The organism is Candidatus Zixiibacteriota bacterium (assembly GCA_019038695.1).
Taxonomy (GTDB): Bacteria; Zixibacteria; MSB-5A5; order GN15; family FEB-12; genus B120-G9.
Genome location: JAHOYZ010000008.1, coordinates 1 through 18,088, shown reverse-complemented (window position 1 = coordinate 18,088; position 18,088 = coordinate 1). Strand labels below are relative to the sequence as shown.

Genomic DNA, 18,088 nt, shown 5'->3' with positions numbered 1-18,088 from the left:
TGTCCTCCTGCCTGCCGTTTAGTATCGTAACATCATTACTGGGCGATATGGGGAAGACAAATTCGCTTTACTGCATTTGTGTCATCAGACACACGTACTACACCATTAACGCTATACAAATGTATCCGTAATGGTACCGACAGCTTATTGAAACCCTAATATCGCCAAGCAGTACTTGTATTCAAATTGTCCGATGCTAATCTGGAAGTATTCCCTGCCAATAACGTACAAATTTACGGGTTGGCTGTCAAGGGAATAATGCACTCCTGTCCTGCCAACTGACGGCACGGGGCTGAAAGCGCACCAATGACTTGGCTTATATCTACCCGACTATGTAGCTCCTGAAAAACAAAGAAGGGCGGAGTCGTTGTGACTCCGCCCTTCGATATATCTACTAACTAATAATGGGGCAGACGAGGGCGTCTGCCGCCCACGCAACTATTCGATCTTGTCGGCCGCAATCGGTTTTAACTGCTTGCCGAAGAACTCAACCTGTTTGCGATATTCAGTAATAGTGTTCACCCGTTTGCTGGTTCCGTGTCCTTCATCGGGGAAAATCAGCGAGTCAACCACGCCGCCGCTTGCTTTGATTGCGGCAATGATCTGGCGTGCCTCGCCAACCGGAACGCGCGGGTCATTTTCGCCGTGTACGACGAGTAACGGTGTTTTAATCAAATGCGCTTTGTGGATCGGAGAAATCTCCCGCAGGAAATCGGGATCACTCAGGGGACCGTATTCCGATTCGCGCAAGGCGCGTCGGTAGGCCTTGGTGTTCTCAAGGAACGATTTGAAATTGGCGATGCCGACCACATCGACCGCCGCCGAGAACATGTCCGGATACTCTGTAATCATTCCGAGCACAACATAGCCGCCGTAAGAACCGCCACGAATGCCGATCATTCCCTGCTCGGTGTAACCCTTGCCGATCAACCATTCGACGCCAGCTTTGTAATCCATCAGGGAATGTTTGCGATTCTTGTAGTTGTCGAGGTTCATATAGTCGCGACCGTAGCCGGAGGAACCGCGCGGGTTCGGAGCCAGAACGCCATACCCGTTGAGAATCAGGTACTGGATATTACGGAGGAAATAGGGGCGGTACTGGCTCTCGGGACCGCCATGAGCGTGAACGATAAACGGAATCGGCTCACCCTCGACGTAGTTCGGTGGCAAGTACAAGAAGGCAGGGATTTCAAGATCATCAAAAGATTTGAAGTGGACCAGCTGCGGATCACTGAAAAGCTCACGATCAATGCCAGCGTAGATTGAGAAGGTCAGTTGTTCTGTATTACCCGAGCTTGGGCTGTATTTCCATACGTCCGGCGCTCGAGTGGGGGATGTGAAGGAAAAGACGCAATCACCGTTGCGATCAAAAGTCGGGAATCCGAGAATGCCGTCCAGCGGTGGAGCGGCTAACTCTCGGCCCGATTCGACTTCGCGCATTTTCATCCGTCCATAACCATCTTCGTTGGTCACAGCCGCCATATATTTGTAGTCACGAGAGAATATTAGGCCGTCAACTTCCCACTTTGTATCCAGCCAGCCATCATCGATGTATTCAACTTCTGTCGAACCAACGGTCATCTTGGCTATCCGAGAAAGGCCGTCATCATTGTTATTGCAGGTGAGCCAGATAGTTTTGCCATCAGGCATCAGGGTAGGAGAGTCGTAGATGACGTCGCCATCATCCTCGGTCAGTTTCTCAAATTCACCTGTAGTCAGGTCGAGCAGGTAGAGGTCATCATTGATATTCGAGGTGAGGTGACCAATGATCATCTTGGTGCCATCCTTGGAGATGTCACCAATGAAGTTATAGCCAGCTACAGTAGCTGTGTCGCCAAAGATTTTGTGATACTCGGCAGTAGCAATGTCCATCTCATAGATGAAGAAGTCGCGGCCGTTTTCCTCATTGGATCGGAAGTAGATGTGCTTGTCATCTTTGCCCCACGTGACAGAACCGAACTGGATATCTTCAGCGTGAGTGAGTTGCAGTACACGTCCGGTCTGGGTGTCCATCAAGAATAGTTGTGACTGCTCGGATCCTCCCGTAGAGGCTCCGATGATAGCCATCGTATTGCTGTAACCGAGAACAAAAAAGTCAATGCCGTCTTCAAACGTTGTCAATTGATAAGGCCATCCGTCGTCGGTGATGCGGTATACCTGGGAAGCTCCTGACATTGAAGCTCTGAAGTAAACATCGCGGCCATCCCAACTTAACCCGGCTGGGCTGCATCCACCAATCTGGAGAAAAGTGGCTATGTCGGGAATGTACTGTCCCTCGTTCAGTAGAGACTGAACCGGTGCCGGGGTCTCCTCGGGTGTCCGGGCTGTGCATGAGATCAGGATCGCCACCAGCATGATCGTGGTGAGAATTGTGAATAAACGACTCATCTTCATCTCCTGTCGGTACGTTAGTTTGTTTCTTATCAGGTAGACGAAGATAGGGAGAAATTGTTCGATGAGCAACACCAAAAGCCTGCATGGCCAGTCTGTCTTCAAATCTGCTATTTTCTTCCTCTAAGGCGGGCTAGAAGATGGACCTATCCTGTAGGCTGGCGATTTACGGATATGGGCTAATTTGGCAGGAAGGGATGATCAGACTGAGGGGGTCTTTTTCCCGGAGAAGCGGAAGCGTACTTGCTTATCCTCTTCATATACGACCCGCTGGTAGAATTCACAGCTATGGCATTGACAGGGTCGACCTCCGGCAGTTTGGTTGAGCCGGCAGATAGAGTCGGGAACCATCCAGCAAGCTCGACCGGCCCCGATGCCACCGTTGAGGCCATCGTATTTCATGGCTGTGGAAACCGGACACTCTCCTTTGAGGTCAACCAGGAGGCCATCCTTTTCACAGCCGCAGTTCATGAACTGCCAGCAGTTGAGTTTCGCTGACACGAAGTCTCCTTTTACTTATCCATCTCCACAATTCGCACCACCGCAGCAAAACGTGAATCCGAATGCAGATCATCAATCTCTCTATCGTTGGCTACCGATATGAATTTCTTGTAGCTCTTTCGAAGATTCTTGGTATCGTCGACAGCCAGGTAGCTCAGCATAAGATACTGGTGTGTAAGAGGGTTAATGGCATCTAGGGACCGCGCATTCTTAAAGTGCTTGATGGCTTTCTTGAATGATCCCTGTCGAAAGCGTGCCTGACCCAGTCCACTGTAGGCCTGCGCATTGCGCTTGTCCATTCGGTTAACAGTTTCGAAGTCAATAATGGCCGCACGATCTTCTCCATTGGCCAGGGATGCTAAGCCACGACCCAGCCAGGCCGGAATAGCTTTCTTATTCATATCAATGGCACGGGTGTACGCTGCTACCGAGGACGCATATGCCTTGTTGAAGCGACTGATTTCTGCAGAACGCAGAAAGTCATTATAAGCCTTGTCTTTGTTGTTCAACGAGGCATATGCCTCGCCACGGGCAAGGTAGGCTCGTGCATAACTGGGGTCGGCGTCGACTGCCTGGGTGTGATCGGAAACGGCTCGGTAGTAATCTCCGTTATGATAAGCTGTCATTCCCGAACGATAGTAATCTTCAGACGAGAAGGTCTGAACCTTGTCTTCCGAGTTCAGGGGAGTGAGTTCCACCGTGAGTTGAGCGGTCTTTCCGGGTGTAAGTTCGATATTACCCGTGACAGGTTTGTAGCCGTCCAGAGCCACTTCGTAATTGTGTCGTCCGGGTTTGAGTCTTTCAAAAGTCAGGTTGCCGGCTCCGATAACTTTTTCGCTCAAGGTTAATCGCGCCCCCTCCACATTGGCTTCCAGGGCTAGCTTGGAGTATTTAGCGGACGAGGATCGTGAACTTTTATTCTTTGACGATGTCGAACTAGTTGTTTTGGCTTTGGCAATTGTATTCCCATCGGCCGCCAGAGTCGGTGCTTCGGCTGCGATCGGTTCGGATTGTGTTGGTAACTCGTTACCAGCCAGATCGGCCATCGGTGGATGGAGAGAAATCATGGTAATCTTACCGTCGGCAACCGTGGCGTAATCGGTACCCTGCACGACACCGCCCCACACAAACTCTATAAGGTGAGTGCCGTTGGGGAGACCGTCACTGGAAAACAGACCTTCGGTATCGCTCTGAACAGACTTATTGAGTTCCGGGAAGCGAACAGTCACTTTCTGTGTTACTGGTCGTCCATCCTCATGCAATACTACGCCCACAATTCGGCCGTTTCCGCCGAGACCAATATCTGAGACGAACAGAGTGCCAATCATCACCAGTATGACCGCAAAAGCTGCCGCCATACCGCCGTACTTGAAGCGTGGGTCAATCCGCTTGGCTTTCAATTCGTAGGCTCTCGAATCAATAGTCATTTCATCACCAGCGTGGAGTTCCTGGGAACCGAGAAGCTCAATATAATTGCGGTAAAAGTAAGCGGCACCGCGTCCACGTTCCGCCATCTTTGGGGCTGGGAGTCCATCTTTGTCAGATGAGTCAGCCGAGGGAGAAGCTTCATTGTCTCGAACCGGTGGCGTGATAGGCGTATTGCCGAAAGGTTCAGAGGTTTCATTTAGTTTATCGATGATCTCGGCCTTCTCGCGGTCGCCAACATATGGATCCCCGGCATACAGGTTAGCCTCAATATTCTTGACTTCCTCGTCGCTCAGTTTCTGCAACTTGTCTGAGGGTGCTCCGGAAAGTGCCTCATCATCGGTCTGGCTGCCTGACACACTGTCTTCGGTATTGGGATTATCCGAATCAAGCGGGAGGAATGGCGATGATTGACCAATAGGGGATATCTCATCCGGTGCCTCGGTTTCCTGAGAAGGGTCCATGTCGTTTTTTGGTACGATATCTTCGTTGCTATCTTTATCTGCAGGGGCGTCGTCAGTATAGCCGACGAACTCGCGATCATCCTCGGCTGCCTCTGTTATGACAAAATCCATTGTGTCTTTGTCGTCATTGTTCGCTATGGATTCTGACATGGAGTCCAGAGTCGAGCCGCACTTGGGACATTCGGCAGCGCTATCTTTTATCTCGGTAGTACTGCACTTGGTGCATTTTTTCACGGGAATTCCTCATCAGTTGGAGCAATCGTATATTACTATTTATCGACTTTCGATTCTGATTTCTTTAGATAAAGGCTACTTACGATTCGTCAATGGAGGGAAGCAGGCGACAGATTCCTGTAGCAATTAGATCTGCATGGAATCTGCCGTTCCTGGTTCAGGACAGCGAGTCAACAGTGTGTACGGAAATCGGCAAGCCGGTCGCAAATAATGGCTTGACAGTCCCGACCAGGTATGTGTATACTTTGCAGTCATTATGGGAATGAGAAATGTCTGGTAACGTTCTTAGGAGGACACGATAGATGACAAGGCGCGCTAACTGGCTGTTACTTACTACCTTAACTATTATTGGGGCAGGTCTTTATGTTGGCTGTTCCCAGCCGGACGACCTTCTGAGTCCAATCAGCAGGACGAGCCTGACGCTTTCAGCGCAGATGTTGCCGGATTGCCCCGAATCTATGAACTATGAACTTTGGGTTGTCGATGATGGTAATTATCTGTCATTGGGCAAATTTGGCTACAGTTTTGCAGCCAATAAATTCCTTGATGAAGTCGGGATACCTCGTGGGACCGGGGCGGAGTTTATCATGGAAGGAGATCTGCTTGATTACGATTCCATCTGTATTTCGGTCGAAGCCATTCCTGATGATGATGAACTGACTCCGGGTTCTCTGATGTTGGTCGATGCGGTTACCATCCCGAGCGATGATCTGATTGAATTGGTTTTCCCGTATTCTGATGATTCGCTATGGTATGCTACCTGTCGTTATAATATGCAGACCATGTCGGACACTGCCCGGGGTGCTAATACCGGAGCCGGTCTGTGGCTGGCCAGTTACCAGACGAGGACGCGCCTACTGCAGGACACGGTCACTTTCGATAGTTTCGTTATTGACTCATCCTACATCGACATCACTGACCCGGACACTACTATCGTCGTAGGTTTCGTTAGCATAGGTATTGTTACTGATACGATTATGTTCGGTCTCGACTGGTATGAGCACACTGGTCTTCAGTACGAAATTGTGACGGAGACACATCTCCGTGATCCAGCAGGGAGTACCCTTGTTACCGAAGTTCTCTTCTACCTTGATACTCTGCCGTCGATCGCGATTACCTTTGACGCTTTCACACAGGATGATTTCGATCTTCCCGATTATAGTGCCTTTGGCTGGCACTATAAGATTTGGGCAGTTGCCCCGACGGTGTTAGGTCAAGGTTTCAGTGTTGGTCAATTCACGCTTCCCGCCTGGGCTAATAGAGAAGGTGGCCTTGATCGCATCCTTGGCTACGATGGAGGTATGATTTCAGCTGGTACATTTACTGATGTTACTACCGCTGATGATGATTCAGCCCATTGGGCAATATTTAGTAACGACTATCCCCCTTCAGATCCGGCGCTGTTGCCATATGTAAGCTATGCTCGTGTTCCGAGTTTCCCTGGTGATGAGTTCTTCAATGTCCCAGCACAGGGAGGTGGTACCGGCATGTTGGATCTACTTCAGGATGGCGGCGAAGGGACAGTGTTTATTTCGTTGGAACCGGACAACTTCGTGACAGATACCACGAACTTCCCGCTGATTCCATTTATACGGAGATTTCCGCAGACACCGCCCTCACTGGACGATGTTCAGCAGGAGACAATGGACAATCTCACTCACACCAATGATCCTTACTGGGGTTTCCCGAAGGTATCAGTTGAGGTTCAACGCTACTAATCTTTTGAAGTTTGCTAACTAATGGGCCGGCATAGTGTTATGCCGGCCTTTTCTAATTGGTGTAAGTGCCGTTCACAGGCAAAATTCGCTTGCGCTTTATTTCACAAGCACTATATTCTGGGCTGAATTTTTAGTGGAAACAGTATGCTGATATATATGCGTAACTCAAACTCAATTATACATCTGTAACGGGGAGAAGTTGTCGATGGACACTGGTCTATTATCTGTTGTCATCGGTATCGTCGGGATGATTTTTGCCATCGGGTTGTTCTTCTGGATCAGAAGCAAACCCGCCGGCAATGACCTCATGCAAGAGATTTCCGAGGTCATCCACGATGGTTCCATGGTATTCCTGAAACGCGAGTATTCAATACTCGTGATTTTCATTCTCGTAGTATTTGGCCTCCTGTACTGGAAGGTCGATCCGAGCACTACGGCGTTTGCCTTCCTGGGCGGTGCTGGTTGTTCCATGCTGGCTGGTTTCATTGGTATGAAGGCAGCCACGCGTGCTAACGTTCGTACCTGTGCGGCGGCCAAAGATTTTGGTGAGTCGGCGGCTTTGTCGATTGCCTTCTCCGGAGGCGCGGTGATGGGTATGACGGTTGCCTCGCTGGGTCTCATTGGCGTGGGTGTTATGTTCTATCTGTTCGGTAATCCCGCCGATGCCAAGATCATCAATGGATTCGCTATGGGTGCTTCGTCCATTGCTCTGTTTGCCAGGGTGGGTGGAGGTATCTACACCAAGGCGGCCGATGTCGGTGCTGATCTGGTTGGTAAAGTAGAAGCCGGTATCCCTGAAGACGATCCGCGCAACCCGGCTGTTATTGCCGACAACGTTGGCGACAACGTGGGTGACACGGCTGGTATGGGTGCCGATCTTTTCGAGTCCTACGTGGGTTCCATCATCGCCACGATCGCTATTGCGGCTACAATCACCGGCCTTCCCGGAACGATCGCTGCTGAGATAGCCAATCATCGCGAGGCCTATATGCAGTTGCCTTTGATGATTGTTGCTTTCGGTGCTCTGGCTTCAATACTGGGTGTGCTTTCCGTTCGACTTTTTTCGAGTATGAATCCGGCTGCAACGCTGCGGTTGGTGACGTATGTAGGGGCAGCCGCTATGCTGGTGGCGGCCTGGTTTATTATTGATTACCTGAGTATTGATCGCAATGTGTTCTGGGCCATCATCGGTGGTAATGTCGCCGGTATTATTCTTGGTTTATTGACCGAATACTATACTGCTGCAGCTCCAGTACGCAAGATCGCTAATGCATCCAATACCGGCGCGGCTACCAATATTATCAACGGTCTGGCCGTTGGTATGGAATCCTGCCTGCTGCCGGTCATCGTCATTTGCGCTGCCATCTATACTGGTTACAGCTTTGCAGGTCTGTACGGCATCGGCATTGCCGGCGTCGGCATGTTGGGTACAATCGGTGTCACGATGTCGGTCGACGCTTATGGTCCGATCGCTGATAACGCCGGTGGTATTTCTGAAATGTCAGGTCTGGGACCTGATGTTCGTAAGATCACCGATCATCTGGATGCGTTGGGTAATACCACAGCCGCTATCGGCAAGGGTTTCGCCATTGGTTCTGCGGCCCTGACCGCGTTGGCGCTGTTCTCTGCCTACTCGGCGGCGGTGGGTCTGAAATCCATCAATATACTCGAAGTGCATGTGGTACTGGGCTTCTTCATTGGCGGTGTTCTGCCGTTCTTTGTGGCTTCTTTGACTATGACGGCAGTTGGTAAGGCTGCAGCAAGAATGGTCGAGGAAGTACGCCGTCAGTTCCGCGAGATCAAGGGGCTGATGGAAGGCACTGCCAAGCCGGATACCAAGACCTGTGTAGATATCGCAACTACCGGTGCTTTGCAGCAAATGGTTTTACCTGGTCTCACAGCTATTCTGAGTCCGATCATCGTAGGATTGGTCTTCGGTGAAAATGGTGCTGAGGCTCTGGGCGGTTTCCTGGCCGGAGCGACAATGTCCGGTGTGATGATGGCCCTAATGATGGCCAATGCCGGTGGTGCCTGGGACAATGCCAAGAAGATGATCGAAGCCGGTGCGCACGGTGGCAAGGGTTCTGATGCCCACAAAGCGGCCGTGGTTGGCGATACCGTTGGTGATCCTTTTAAGGACACCTCTGGACCTTCGATGAATATTCTCATTAAGTTGATGGCCATTGTTTCACTGGTCGTGGGACCGGCCCTGTTTAACTAGACCATTATAGCACTTGCTGCTATAGATCAGGGAAGCTATCTTATTTAAGATAGCTTCCTTTTTTTTGTACTATGTGAATACTTATGGAACAACTGGAGTAGTCTGTATATCGAATCCGCAGTATCGTTGTGACGTGAATATGTTCGTTCCAGAGTGAAACATTTGTCTTGAGAACTCGTTAATGCAAACCATAAGGAGTAGTCGATGGATCAAGTAGACATAACTCAGACGCCATCCCCGAACGAGAAGGGTGGGCTCTCTTTTCGGGGACTTATCGAGGTTTTTTATCAACCGACATCGTTTTTCGAGGAACTTAAGGACAGCCCTAAAGTACTCGTTCCATATTTGGCTCTGGCAGTAGTTTGTGGTCTCTTCTTCTATCTTGCAACTGACTTCATTGTAGCAATGCAGATGGAGCTGCCAGAGGTACAGGAAGCGATGGAAGCCCAGCGCATCCCGCTTGAACAGATGAAAACGATAATGTGGTACCAAACGGGTATAGGAGGAATAATCGCACTCCTCCTGGCACCTCTCCTGATAGCCGGGTTGGGACTATTTTGGAATAATTTTGTATTTGGACTCAAATCTTCGTTTAAACAGGTTCTTTCACTCGTTCTCTACGGAGAGTTCCTGTATATGATTGGGGCAATGGTCCATGTACCAATCATGTTCGCCAAGGATACAATTATGGTGACATTTTCTCCTGCGGTTCTTGTAGCAGACCAGGGAATGACATCGATATGGTTTGTTTTGTTAGATAAGTTCAGCGTCTTTCACATTTGGGAAATAGTTGTGGTTGGAATCGGATTATCGGTTTTATGTGAGGTTCCGCGCAACAAAGGATACCTGTTAGCGGTCTTATCTGTCGGGGGGTTGAGTGTATTGCATGTGATTACTACGGGAATAGGAATGTTGTTCAGATAGAGGAGTTCTTTGATGAAATCAGTTGCCTGTGTCCTCACGTTGTTGTTTTGTCTGTCGATCGTTGGCTCGGTCGCGGCCACTGAAGTCCTGACGCTTGATGATTGCATAGAAGTGGCTTTGCAGAAAAGGTCTTCGATTATCGTTGCCAGAGGGAATGAAAGTCTGGCTGGTGCCAACAAGCGCGCCGCTCTGGGAGCTTTCCTGCCGCGATTGGAAGCCAGTTACAACTATTCTGAAGGCAAGACTACGGACATCAAGCCTGATGCCACTGTTCTTGACTCCATGGTTCCGTATGTAGACACCATTGAGATTAATGGTGTGGTGTACGAAGGTGTCGGCGTTCGACCGTACTATCACACAGAAGCAGCAGCTGACCAGAATCGCTCCAACAAAAGTCTCAGCTTCTCGGCCAACATGACGTTGTTTAATCTCTCGAACTGGTTTAATCTTGCGGGATCCAAGGCTGACTATGCCAGGGCAAGGCTGGATGTCCTTGGTTCCGAGCAAGACCTGATCAAGGCTGTGAAGGTATCATATTACTATTACCTGGCGGCTGTAGAAAACATTGCTGTTCAGAAAGAGGCGGTGGCCAGGAGCGAGGAACAGTTGAAACTGATCAACTCCAAGTATGAACTCGGATCGGCGTCACTCTCAGATGTGCTCAAGCAAAAAGTCCAGTTCGGCAACGATCGTCTGGCGTTATTGGCGGCATTGAACGCGGTCACTAGTGGTAGAGCGAGTCTGGCTTACACGGTTGGACTTGATCCCAATGGGGAATACGAGTTCTCGACCGAGTTTGCTCGACGTGAATACACCGGAACTCTCGAAGAGGCGATGGCCTTTGGTCTGGACCACAAACCAAGCCTTTTGGCTGCACGGAAGAGTGTTGACGCATCTCGGTACGCGGTCCGTTCCCGCTATTCTGAGTATCTGCCAACTCTAGGTGGCTGGGCCAGCATCAGCTTTGCCGACGGTACTCAGGGTGACACCGCCACATATAATTTCTCGAGCCGAAGTTCGACGATTGGATTCCAGGTAAGATGGAACATCTTTGATGGATTCAATCGTGAGAGAAACCTAACTTCGGCCAGGATAGGTCTTAATAATTCCCGTGCCCGCTTGGCTGACACTCGAAACTTGACTGCCGAGAGAATCAAGACCGCTTATCTTGATATTGAACGCCTTAAAGAGAAGAAAAAGGTTTCACAGGAGACTGTCGATGCGGCTACCGAAGATCACAAGATCACTCAGGAAAAATACAATCTCGGGGCGGCAACGATTCTCGATTTACTCGATTCGCAAGTCTCTCTCAGGCAGGCACAAGTATCGCTTATACAAGCGGATTTCAATTTGAATCTGGCCATAGCGGAACTTGAAAACGCTATGGGAAAAATGTAGATCAATTACACGTGTGAATTCAAGGGATCGATAGAATGCAGAAAAAGAAGAAAAAACTATTATTGATTATCGGTGGAGTTGTTGCTGTCGCGGCAATAGTGATTGCTAATCTTATGATGGATACCAGCAAATCCACTAAGGTGAATGCTGAAGAAGCGAAACTTCGCGAACTTACGGAGACGGTGTCGGCTTCCGGCCGTATCCAGCCGCAGACGAAGGTTGATATTACTTCGGAGATCAATGGCGAAATCGTCGGGCTGTTCGTGCGGGAAGGTGATCACGTCGAGGCTGGTGATTTGCTGGTAGTTCTTGATACGGTCCAATTGCGTTCCGATGCCGATCAGGCTCGTTACGCGGTCAACGAGGTTGCTGCTCGTTTGGGCGGTGCCGGTTCTACTCTGGAGCAAGCCCAGGAGGAGTATGACCGTCAGCAAAAGCTGTTTGATAAGAATCATGCAACTGAGATAGAATACAAGAATGCCAAGTATTCTTTTCTGAATGCGAAGGCGGCCCATCAGGCGACAAAGGCTCAATCACAGCAATCGCAGGCACGCTACGAGAAGTCACTTGATAATTTGAGCAAGGCTAAAGTGGTGGCACCTATGCCGGGAATCATCACTTTCCTCGACTGCGAAGTAGGGGAGATTGCGGCCGCCCAGTCGGCATTCTCTCAAGGTCGTACGCTTATGACCATTTCCAACCTTGATGTATATGAGGTCGAGGTTGAAGTAGATGAAACCGAGGTTACCAAGGTTGAGTTGGGTCAGGCCAGCGAGATTGAAGTTGATGCTTTTCCAGATACGACTTTTGTAGGTGAAGTGGTCGAAATCGGGAATACCGCTATACTGGCATCGAGTGGGCAGAGTCAGTCGACTAATTTCCGTGTCAAAGTCATATTCATGGACCAGAATGAGAAAATCCGTCCCGGTATGTCGGCCACTGTGGATATTACCACCAACCTGGCTGCCGATGTCCTGAGCATTCCGTATAGCGCGGTTGTCATGCGCTCGCTCGATCTTGATTCTCTCGAACGGGCACACCTCGGGGAAACTGAGGAAGCCGAGGAGGTCGAGGAGAGCGAATCGGGCGGACTACAAGCCGCAGCGTCGGACGACACGGATACAGCGATTGTCGAGGAAGATGAAGATAAGAAGCGAGAAGATATTAAGGGGACGTTTGTTATTCGTGACGGCGAGGTTCAGTTCATTCGTATTGAAACCGGTATCGCGGATCAGAAATACATTGAGGTTATCTCCGGTCTTGAAGTTGAGGACTCGGTTGTGTCCGGACCCTATCGGGTACTGCGCTCGATAAAGGACGGCGACGTGGTGGAGATGATAGAACGCGAAAGCGAGAGTGAGTAGTTGTGACGCTGATAAAAACCAAAGACTTGTGGAAGACCTATGAGATGGGGGCTGAGAAGGTGCATGCCTTGCGGGGTGTAACAATAGACATTCAGAAGGGTGAGTACGTAGCTATTATGGGACCCTCGGGATCTGGCAAATCCACGCTTATGAATCTGATTGGTTGTCTGGATACACCATCTCAAGGGGGATACAGTCTCAATGATCGCGAAGTCAGTTCGATGAACGACGATGAACTGGCCAGTATTCGCAACCGCGAGATCGGCTTCGTGTTCCAGACCTTCAATCTGTTGCCACGAGCGACTTCCTTGCATAATGTGGAGCTACCCCTGATTTATAGTGGAGCAGCGGCTGATCATCGGCGAGAAATGGCTGAACTGGCACTGAGCAAAGTGGATCTGACTGATCGTATGCTGCACAAGCCAAGTGAGCTATCGGGTGGTCAGCGCCAGCGAGTAGCCATTGCCCGGGCGCTGGTCAACAACCCATCTCTGTTGCTGGCCGATGAGCCGACTGGCAACCTTGACAGCAAGACCTCAGTCGATATCATGAGGCTCTTTGATGATCTTCATAGTCAGGGTAATACCATCATCGTTGTGACCCATGAGCGGGATATTGCCCGTCATGCCCACCGGGTGTTGTCGATCCTTGACGGTGGAATTGACAGCGATGAAATCGTTCCCGAAGACGAACGCCAGGCCTATCAGGGATGATCGCCGCTACGTTGGTCAAACTCTCAGTAGCCTCCTTGTGGGCTAATAAGCTGCGATCTTCACTGACGTTACTGGGCGTGATCATTGGTGTCACGTCCGTTATGACGATTATCTCCGCTCTTGAAGGAATGATGGAGGGTATTAAGGCTCAGATCGACCGCATGGGACCAGCTACTTTTGTCGTGGCAAAGTTTGGAATTATTACATCCGAAGAAGCGTATTTTGAGGCTCTCAAAAGAAAATCAATTGGGCTGGATGCTGTTAAATATATTGAGGATGGATGCGACTTGTGCGAGAATGTCTGCCCGCGTGCATTCGGACGAGCCAACATCAAGTACGGATCACAGACATTGCGAAGGGTACGGGTTGGTGCTTCGACTTCCAGTTATATTGATATTGTAGACATCGAAGTCGGGCAGGGGAGATACCATTCGCAGGAAGATGATACCTACCGGCGCCAGGTGGCGTTCATTGGTCATACTCTGCGCGAAGAGCTGTTTCCGGGCCTCGATCCTCTGGGTCGAGATATCAGGATCGACGGAGCAAGGTACAGGGTCATCGGCGTAGCCAAGGAGCTGGGGTCGACTTTTGGAAACAATCGAGACAATTTTGTTATTGTTCCGTTTTCGACCTTTATCAAGCAGTTTGGTGAACCGGGGGACAACATGAATATCACGATCAAAGCCGCATCGGTTGCTCAGCTACCGGAGGCCATGGATCAAGTACGGCTGGTATTGCGATCAAAGCGTCACGTTCCCTACGACAAGCCAGACGATTTCTCCCTGGTTACGGCTGAGAACGTGTTGGATATGGTCAATTCGGTGACGGCGATATTCAGAACTGGTCTGGTTGGAATATCATCGATCTCGTTGGTTGTGGGCGGTATTGTTGTCATGAATATCATGATGGTCTCGGTTACTGAACGTACACGCGAAATAGGCATCCGGAAGTCAGTGGGAGCGAAACGGAAGCATATCCTTCTCCAGTTCTTGTACGAAGCCATGCTGGTCACTATGTCAGGAGGACTGGTTGGGATTGTGCTGGGCTACATAATTGCGAAGGTATTGGTGGGTATGATCGACATGGAGATATCACCATCGACGGTGGCTATTATTGCCGGCCTGTCCATCTCGACTGGTACCGGGTTAGTGTTTGGTATTTACCCGGCGATGAAGGCGGCTAAGCTCGATCCAATTAAGGCATTAAGTTATGAATAGGCAGACGAGATGATTCTGACCCCGATAGAAATCAGAGATGCAATAGCGATGGCGTTGTCGTCGGTTCGGGCCAATAAGATGCGAGCCGGTTTGACGATTCTGGGCGTTATGATTGGTGTGGCGTCGGTTATTTCACTGGCGTCGATTATTGACGGCTTGGATGGGGCGATGGATGAGGAGATCGATGCGCTGGGGTCAAATTCCATCTTTATCACTCGATATGCTTTTGATGTTGATCGGAGTAAACTCAGTGATGACGATCGCAACCGACCACCGATTTCTTCCGGCGAGGCCAGAATCATTCAGGAACAGTGCCCAAGTGTGGATGGGGTCTCACCACAGAACTATTACTTTGCACCCGGTGGCAATGAAGTTAAATACAAAAATCGCAAAGGGAATCGCCCGAATCTGATGGGAACCTGGCCAGCCTATCTCAAAGTCAACAACCTTGGGATGGAACAGGGGCGGTTCTTGACGGCTTTAGATGAACAGAGCCGCGCGATGGTCTGTGTGATCGGACACAATCTGGCCGAGATGCTCTTTGAATCGGAGTCGCCGATAGACAAAATCATCCGGGTCAATGGCAACCGGTTTCAGGTGGTGGGCGTATTTGAAGAAAAGGAATCGAACTTCGACAACGACAACGAGAACAACCAGGTGACAATGCCGTTGTCCACTTTTGAGAAGATCCATCCCTGGGAGGAAGAGTTGTTCCTCATGGCACGAGCCGAAAGCAATGAACTGATTGACCAGGCTGAAGAGGAGATTATCGGAGCGCTACGCGTCTACCGCCAGGTTCCGTTCAATAAGGGTAACAACTTCGCGCTCTCGACTCAGGAGAGTTTCAAGGACTACATCGCCAATATCACCCAATACATCTACCTGGCTATGATCACCATTACGTCGGTTGGGCTGATGGTCGGCGGTATCGGAGTAATGAACATCATGCTGGTATCAGTAACCGAACGCACGCGCGAGATAGGAGTGCGCAAGGCTATAGGTGCCAAGCGAGCTAATATCATTCTGCAATTCCTGACCGAGGCTGTGACCCTGACCGGCGCTGGGGGAACAATCGGCATTGTGTTCGGAGCCGGGGCAGGGCTGGCAGTCAATGCTTTGTTGGGTTTCCCTCTTGCATTGTCCGCTTTCTGGATACTGATCGGATTCACTGTATCGGTTTCGGTAGGCCTGATTTCTGGTATCTATCCCGCCTACAAGGCAGCCGCCCTCGATCCGATTGAGTCTCTCCGGTACGAGTAACCTTTCCCGGACGAGCATGTCTTCACGCTCGTCGTCCTGAGCGGATTCGAAGGGCGACCGTAATCCATCGATACTTTCTGTTTGCCTTTCTCATCGTCCGCGTCCTAACTTGAGGCATGTCAATTGGACGTATAATTCTGGTTGTAATTGATGGCTGTGGTGTGGGTGCGATGCCTGATGCTGCGGACTATGGTGATGCCGGAACCGCAACCATTCCCCACACAGCACAAGCTGCCAGCGGACTCAATATGCCGTATGCGCAGCGTCTCGGACTGGGCAACATCGTGGCAATAGAGGGTGTCCCACAGCATGATAAGCCAACCGGATGCTATGGCAAGATGGCTGCCAGGTCTCCCGGCAAGGATTCTACCAGTGGTCACTGGGAGATCACCGGGTTAATTCTGGACCAACCGTTTCCAACCTATCCCAATGGTTTCCCGAGGGAGCTCGTGGCGGAGTTTGAACGCCTGTCTGGTGTAGAGACAATCGGCAATATCACCGCGTCAGGTACTGAGATCATCGAGCGATTCGGCCCTGAACATTTGAAGACCGGCGCGATCATTTTGTACACCTCCGCCGATTCAGTGTGGCAACTGGCGGCGCACGAGGGCGTATATCCGCTCGAACGACAGTACGAGTTATGTCGTATTGCACGCGAGTTACTTTCCGGCGAGCATGCTGTGGGGCGGGTTATCGCGCGACCGTTTGTTGGGTCACCCGGTAGTTTTGAACGAACAACCGGAAGGCGCGATTTCTCATTGACGCCATTTGCGGATACGATTCTCGACCTCATGAATAAAAACGGACTTAAGGTTCAGGCTATTGGGAAAACATGGGACCTTCTGGCCAAGCGAGGGTTCCAATCCCATGTCAAGACAGTTTCCAACGACGAGGGGATGAAGGGCATAATCAAGTTTGCCAGAGATGACAGACAACACGATATGGCTTTTGCTAACCTCGTTGATTTTGATATGCTCTGGGGGCATCGCCGTGATGAAAATGGTTTCGCACGGGCGTTGGAGGATTTCGATCAGGGTCTTGGTTCGTTACTTGAAACGATGCGGGACGATGACCTCGTGATAATTACTGCCGATCATGGCTGTGATCCCACATTTGACAGACATACGGATCACACGCGAGAGTATGTGCCATTGCTTGTCTACGGACATGGCACGGCCGCTGGAGTGAATCTCGGGACGAGGGCATCCTTTGTTGATGTTGCCTGCACTATTGCGGAGATTTTCGGACTCAAACATAAGTTTGGCGGCGCGTCATTTCTTAAACAAATCACAGGGGAACAACAATGACGTCAGACGATATACTTAAGAATCTCAATCGTCGATTCGATCATGCGCTACTCAGGTCTGATGCCACCGAGAAGGATATAGTGGCTATGTGTGCTGAGGCGAGGGAACACGATTTCTATTCTGTCGCTGTCAATCCTTGTTGGGCAGGGTTAGCTCACGAAGCTCTTGCCGGGAGCGAGGTCAAAGTGCTTGGGGTAAGTGGATTTCCTCTTGGCGCGAGCCGTACGGATTTGAAAATTGAGGAAGCTATCCGAGGTGTCAGAGATGGTGCTGAGGATATTGATATGGTCGCCAATATCGGGTGGCTGGCTGATGACCGGTACAGCAGTGCGGAGCAGGAGATCAAGGCGGTCCGTGATGCACTGCCGTTTAGCATAGTACTGAAAGTCATCATTGAGGCCGGGATGCTTACGATCCAACAGCAGGTTGATGCCACTCGATCCGTGGTCAACGGTGGAGCGCAGTTCGTGAAAACTTGTACTGGTTTCTTCGGCGGAGCAACGGTGCCACAAGTACAGACTCTGGTCGGGGCGGCCGCTGGCGATATCGAAGTGAAGGCTTCGGGAGGAATAAAAACGCTCGATCAGTGTCGGTCGCTACTGGAGGTTGGAGCTACTCGTCTGGGGAGTTCAGCTTCGGTGGCCATAATGGCGGAACTAAGCCGGTCATGAATGACTTATATGGAGAATTGCATTAATCTATATCGTGGCTACGGCTGTCACAGGTACAGTGGAAAGTGTTGTGAACAACAATGGAACAGGAGATCGTTATTGATGCAGAAGATGCTCGTTGTGATAGTGGTTGCCTCTGCCTTATTAGCGATTGCCGGTTGTAAGTCGCCTGCGATGGTCGCTCACAGGGCAACATTGCCGATACATGTCGATGGACACATGGACGATTGGGCTGATATTCCGGTGATCTACAACAGTGAGGAGGGCTACACTATAGGGC

The 18,088-nt window shown here is 50.4% G+C and carries 13 protein-coding genes; 10 read left to right on the top strand and 3 right to left on the bottom strand.

Features of this window, described 5'->3' with window-relative positions:
- Positions 1–438: 438 nt before the first annotated feature.
- The 3 genes from KOO62_03485 to KOO62_03475 form a co-directional block, all read right to left on the bottom strand.
- Positions 439–2,388: a S9 family peptidase gene (locus KOO62_03485; GenBank protein ID MBU8933049.1), complete on the bottom strand. Its 1,950-nt coding sequence runs from the start codon at positions 2,386–2,388 to the stop codon at positions 439–441.
- A 204-nt stretch (positions 2,389–2,592) separates the two neighbouring features.
- Positions 2,593–2,892, bottom strand: a complete 300-nt coding sequence (locus KOO62_03480) for a hypothetical protein (GenBank protein ID MBU8933048.1) — start codon at positions 2,890–2,892, stop codon at positions 2,593–2,595.
- Positions 2,893–2,903: 11 nt separating this feature from the next.
- Positions 2,904–5,015: a tetratricopeptide repeat protein gene (locus KOO62_03475; GenBank protein ID MBU8933047.1), complete on the bottom strand. Its 2,112-nt coding sequence runs from the start codon at positions 5,013–5,015 to the stop codon at positions 2,904–2,906.
- 302 nt (positions 5,016–5,317) lie between these two features.
- Between KOO62_03475 and KOO62_03470 the strand changes: the two genes are divergently transcribed.
- From KOO62_03470 to deoC, 10 genes are all read left to right on the top strand, one after another.
- The gene (locus KOO62_03470) at positions 5,318–6,733 is read left to right on the top strand and encodes a hypothetical protein (protein MBU8933046.1); all 1,416 of its coding nucleotides are present in this window, start codon (positions 5,318–5,320) and stop codon (positions 6,731–6,733) included.
- 205 nt (positions 6,734–6,938) lie between these two features.
- On the top strand, positions 6,939–8,954 hold the full coding sequence (locus tag KOO62_03465) for a sodium-translocating pyrophosphatase (GenBank protein MBU8933045.1): 2,016 nt from the start codon (positions 6,939–6,941) through the stop codon (positions 8,952–8,954).
- Positions 8,955–9,158: 204 nt separating this feature from the next.
- On the top strand, positions 9,159–9,878 hold the full coding sequence (locus tag KOO62_03460) for a YIP1 family protein (GenBank protein MBU8933044.1): 720 nt from the start codon (positions 9,159–9,161) through the stop codon (positions 9,876–9,878).
- Positions 9,879–9,890: 12 nt separating this feature from the next.
- Positions 9,891–11,276, top strand: a complete 1,386-nt coding sequence (locus KOO62_03455; protein ID MBU8933043.1) for a TolC family protein — start codon at positions 9,891–9,893, stop codon at positions 11,274–11,276.
- Between the two features lie 35 nt (positions 11,277–11,311).
- Positions 11,312–12,640, top strand: coding sequence for an efflux RND transporter periplasmic adaptor subunit (locus KOO62_03450; GenBank protein MBU8933042.1), 1,329 nt, complete (start codon positions 11,312–11,314; stop codon positions 12,638–12,640).
- 8 nt (positions 12,641–12,648) lie between these two features.
- Positions 12,649–13,353 carry an ABC transporter ATP-binding protein gene (locus tag KOO62_03445; GenBank protein ID MBU8933041.1) on the top strand — a complete coding sequence of 235 codons (705 nt, stop codon included), beginning with the start codon at positions 12,649–12,651 and terminating at the stop codon, positions 13,351–13,353.
- On the top strand, positions 13,350–14,570 hold the full coding sequence (locus tag KOO62_03440; protein ID MBU8933040.1) for an ABC transporter permease: 1,221 nt from the start codon (positions 13,350–13,352) through the stop codon (positions 14,568–14,570). Before KOO62_03445 ends, KOO62_03440 begins: the two co-directional genes overlap by 4 nt.
- 9 nt (positions 14,571–14,579) lie before the next feature.
- Entirely contained in the window at positions 14,580–15,830 is a 1,251-nt protein-coding gene (locus tag KOO62_03435; protein ID MBU8933039.1) for an ABC transporter permease, read from the top strand.
- Between the two features lie 116 nt (positions 15,831–15,946).
- Positions 15,947–17,137 carry a phosphopentomutase gene (locus KOO62_03430; GenBank protein MBU8933038.1) on the top strand — a complete coding sequence of 397 codons (1,191 nt, stop codon included), beginning with the start codon at positions 15,947–15,949 and terminating at the stop codon, positions 17,135–17,137.
- Positions 17,134–17,808 (top strand): deoxyribose-phosphate aldolase, encoded by a 675-nt coding sequence (gene deoC, locus KOO62_03425; GenBank protein ID MBU8933037.1) that lies wholly within the window; start codon positions 17,134–17,136, stop codon positions 17,806–17,808. Before KOO62_03430 ends, deoC begins: the two co-directional genes overlap by 4 nt.
- Positions 17,809–18,088 lie beyond the last annotated feature (280 nt).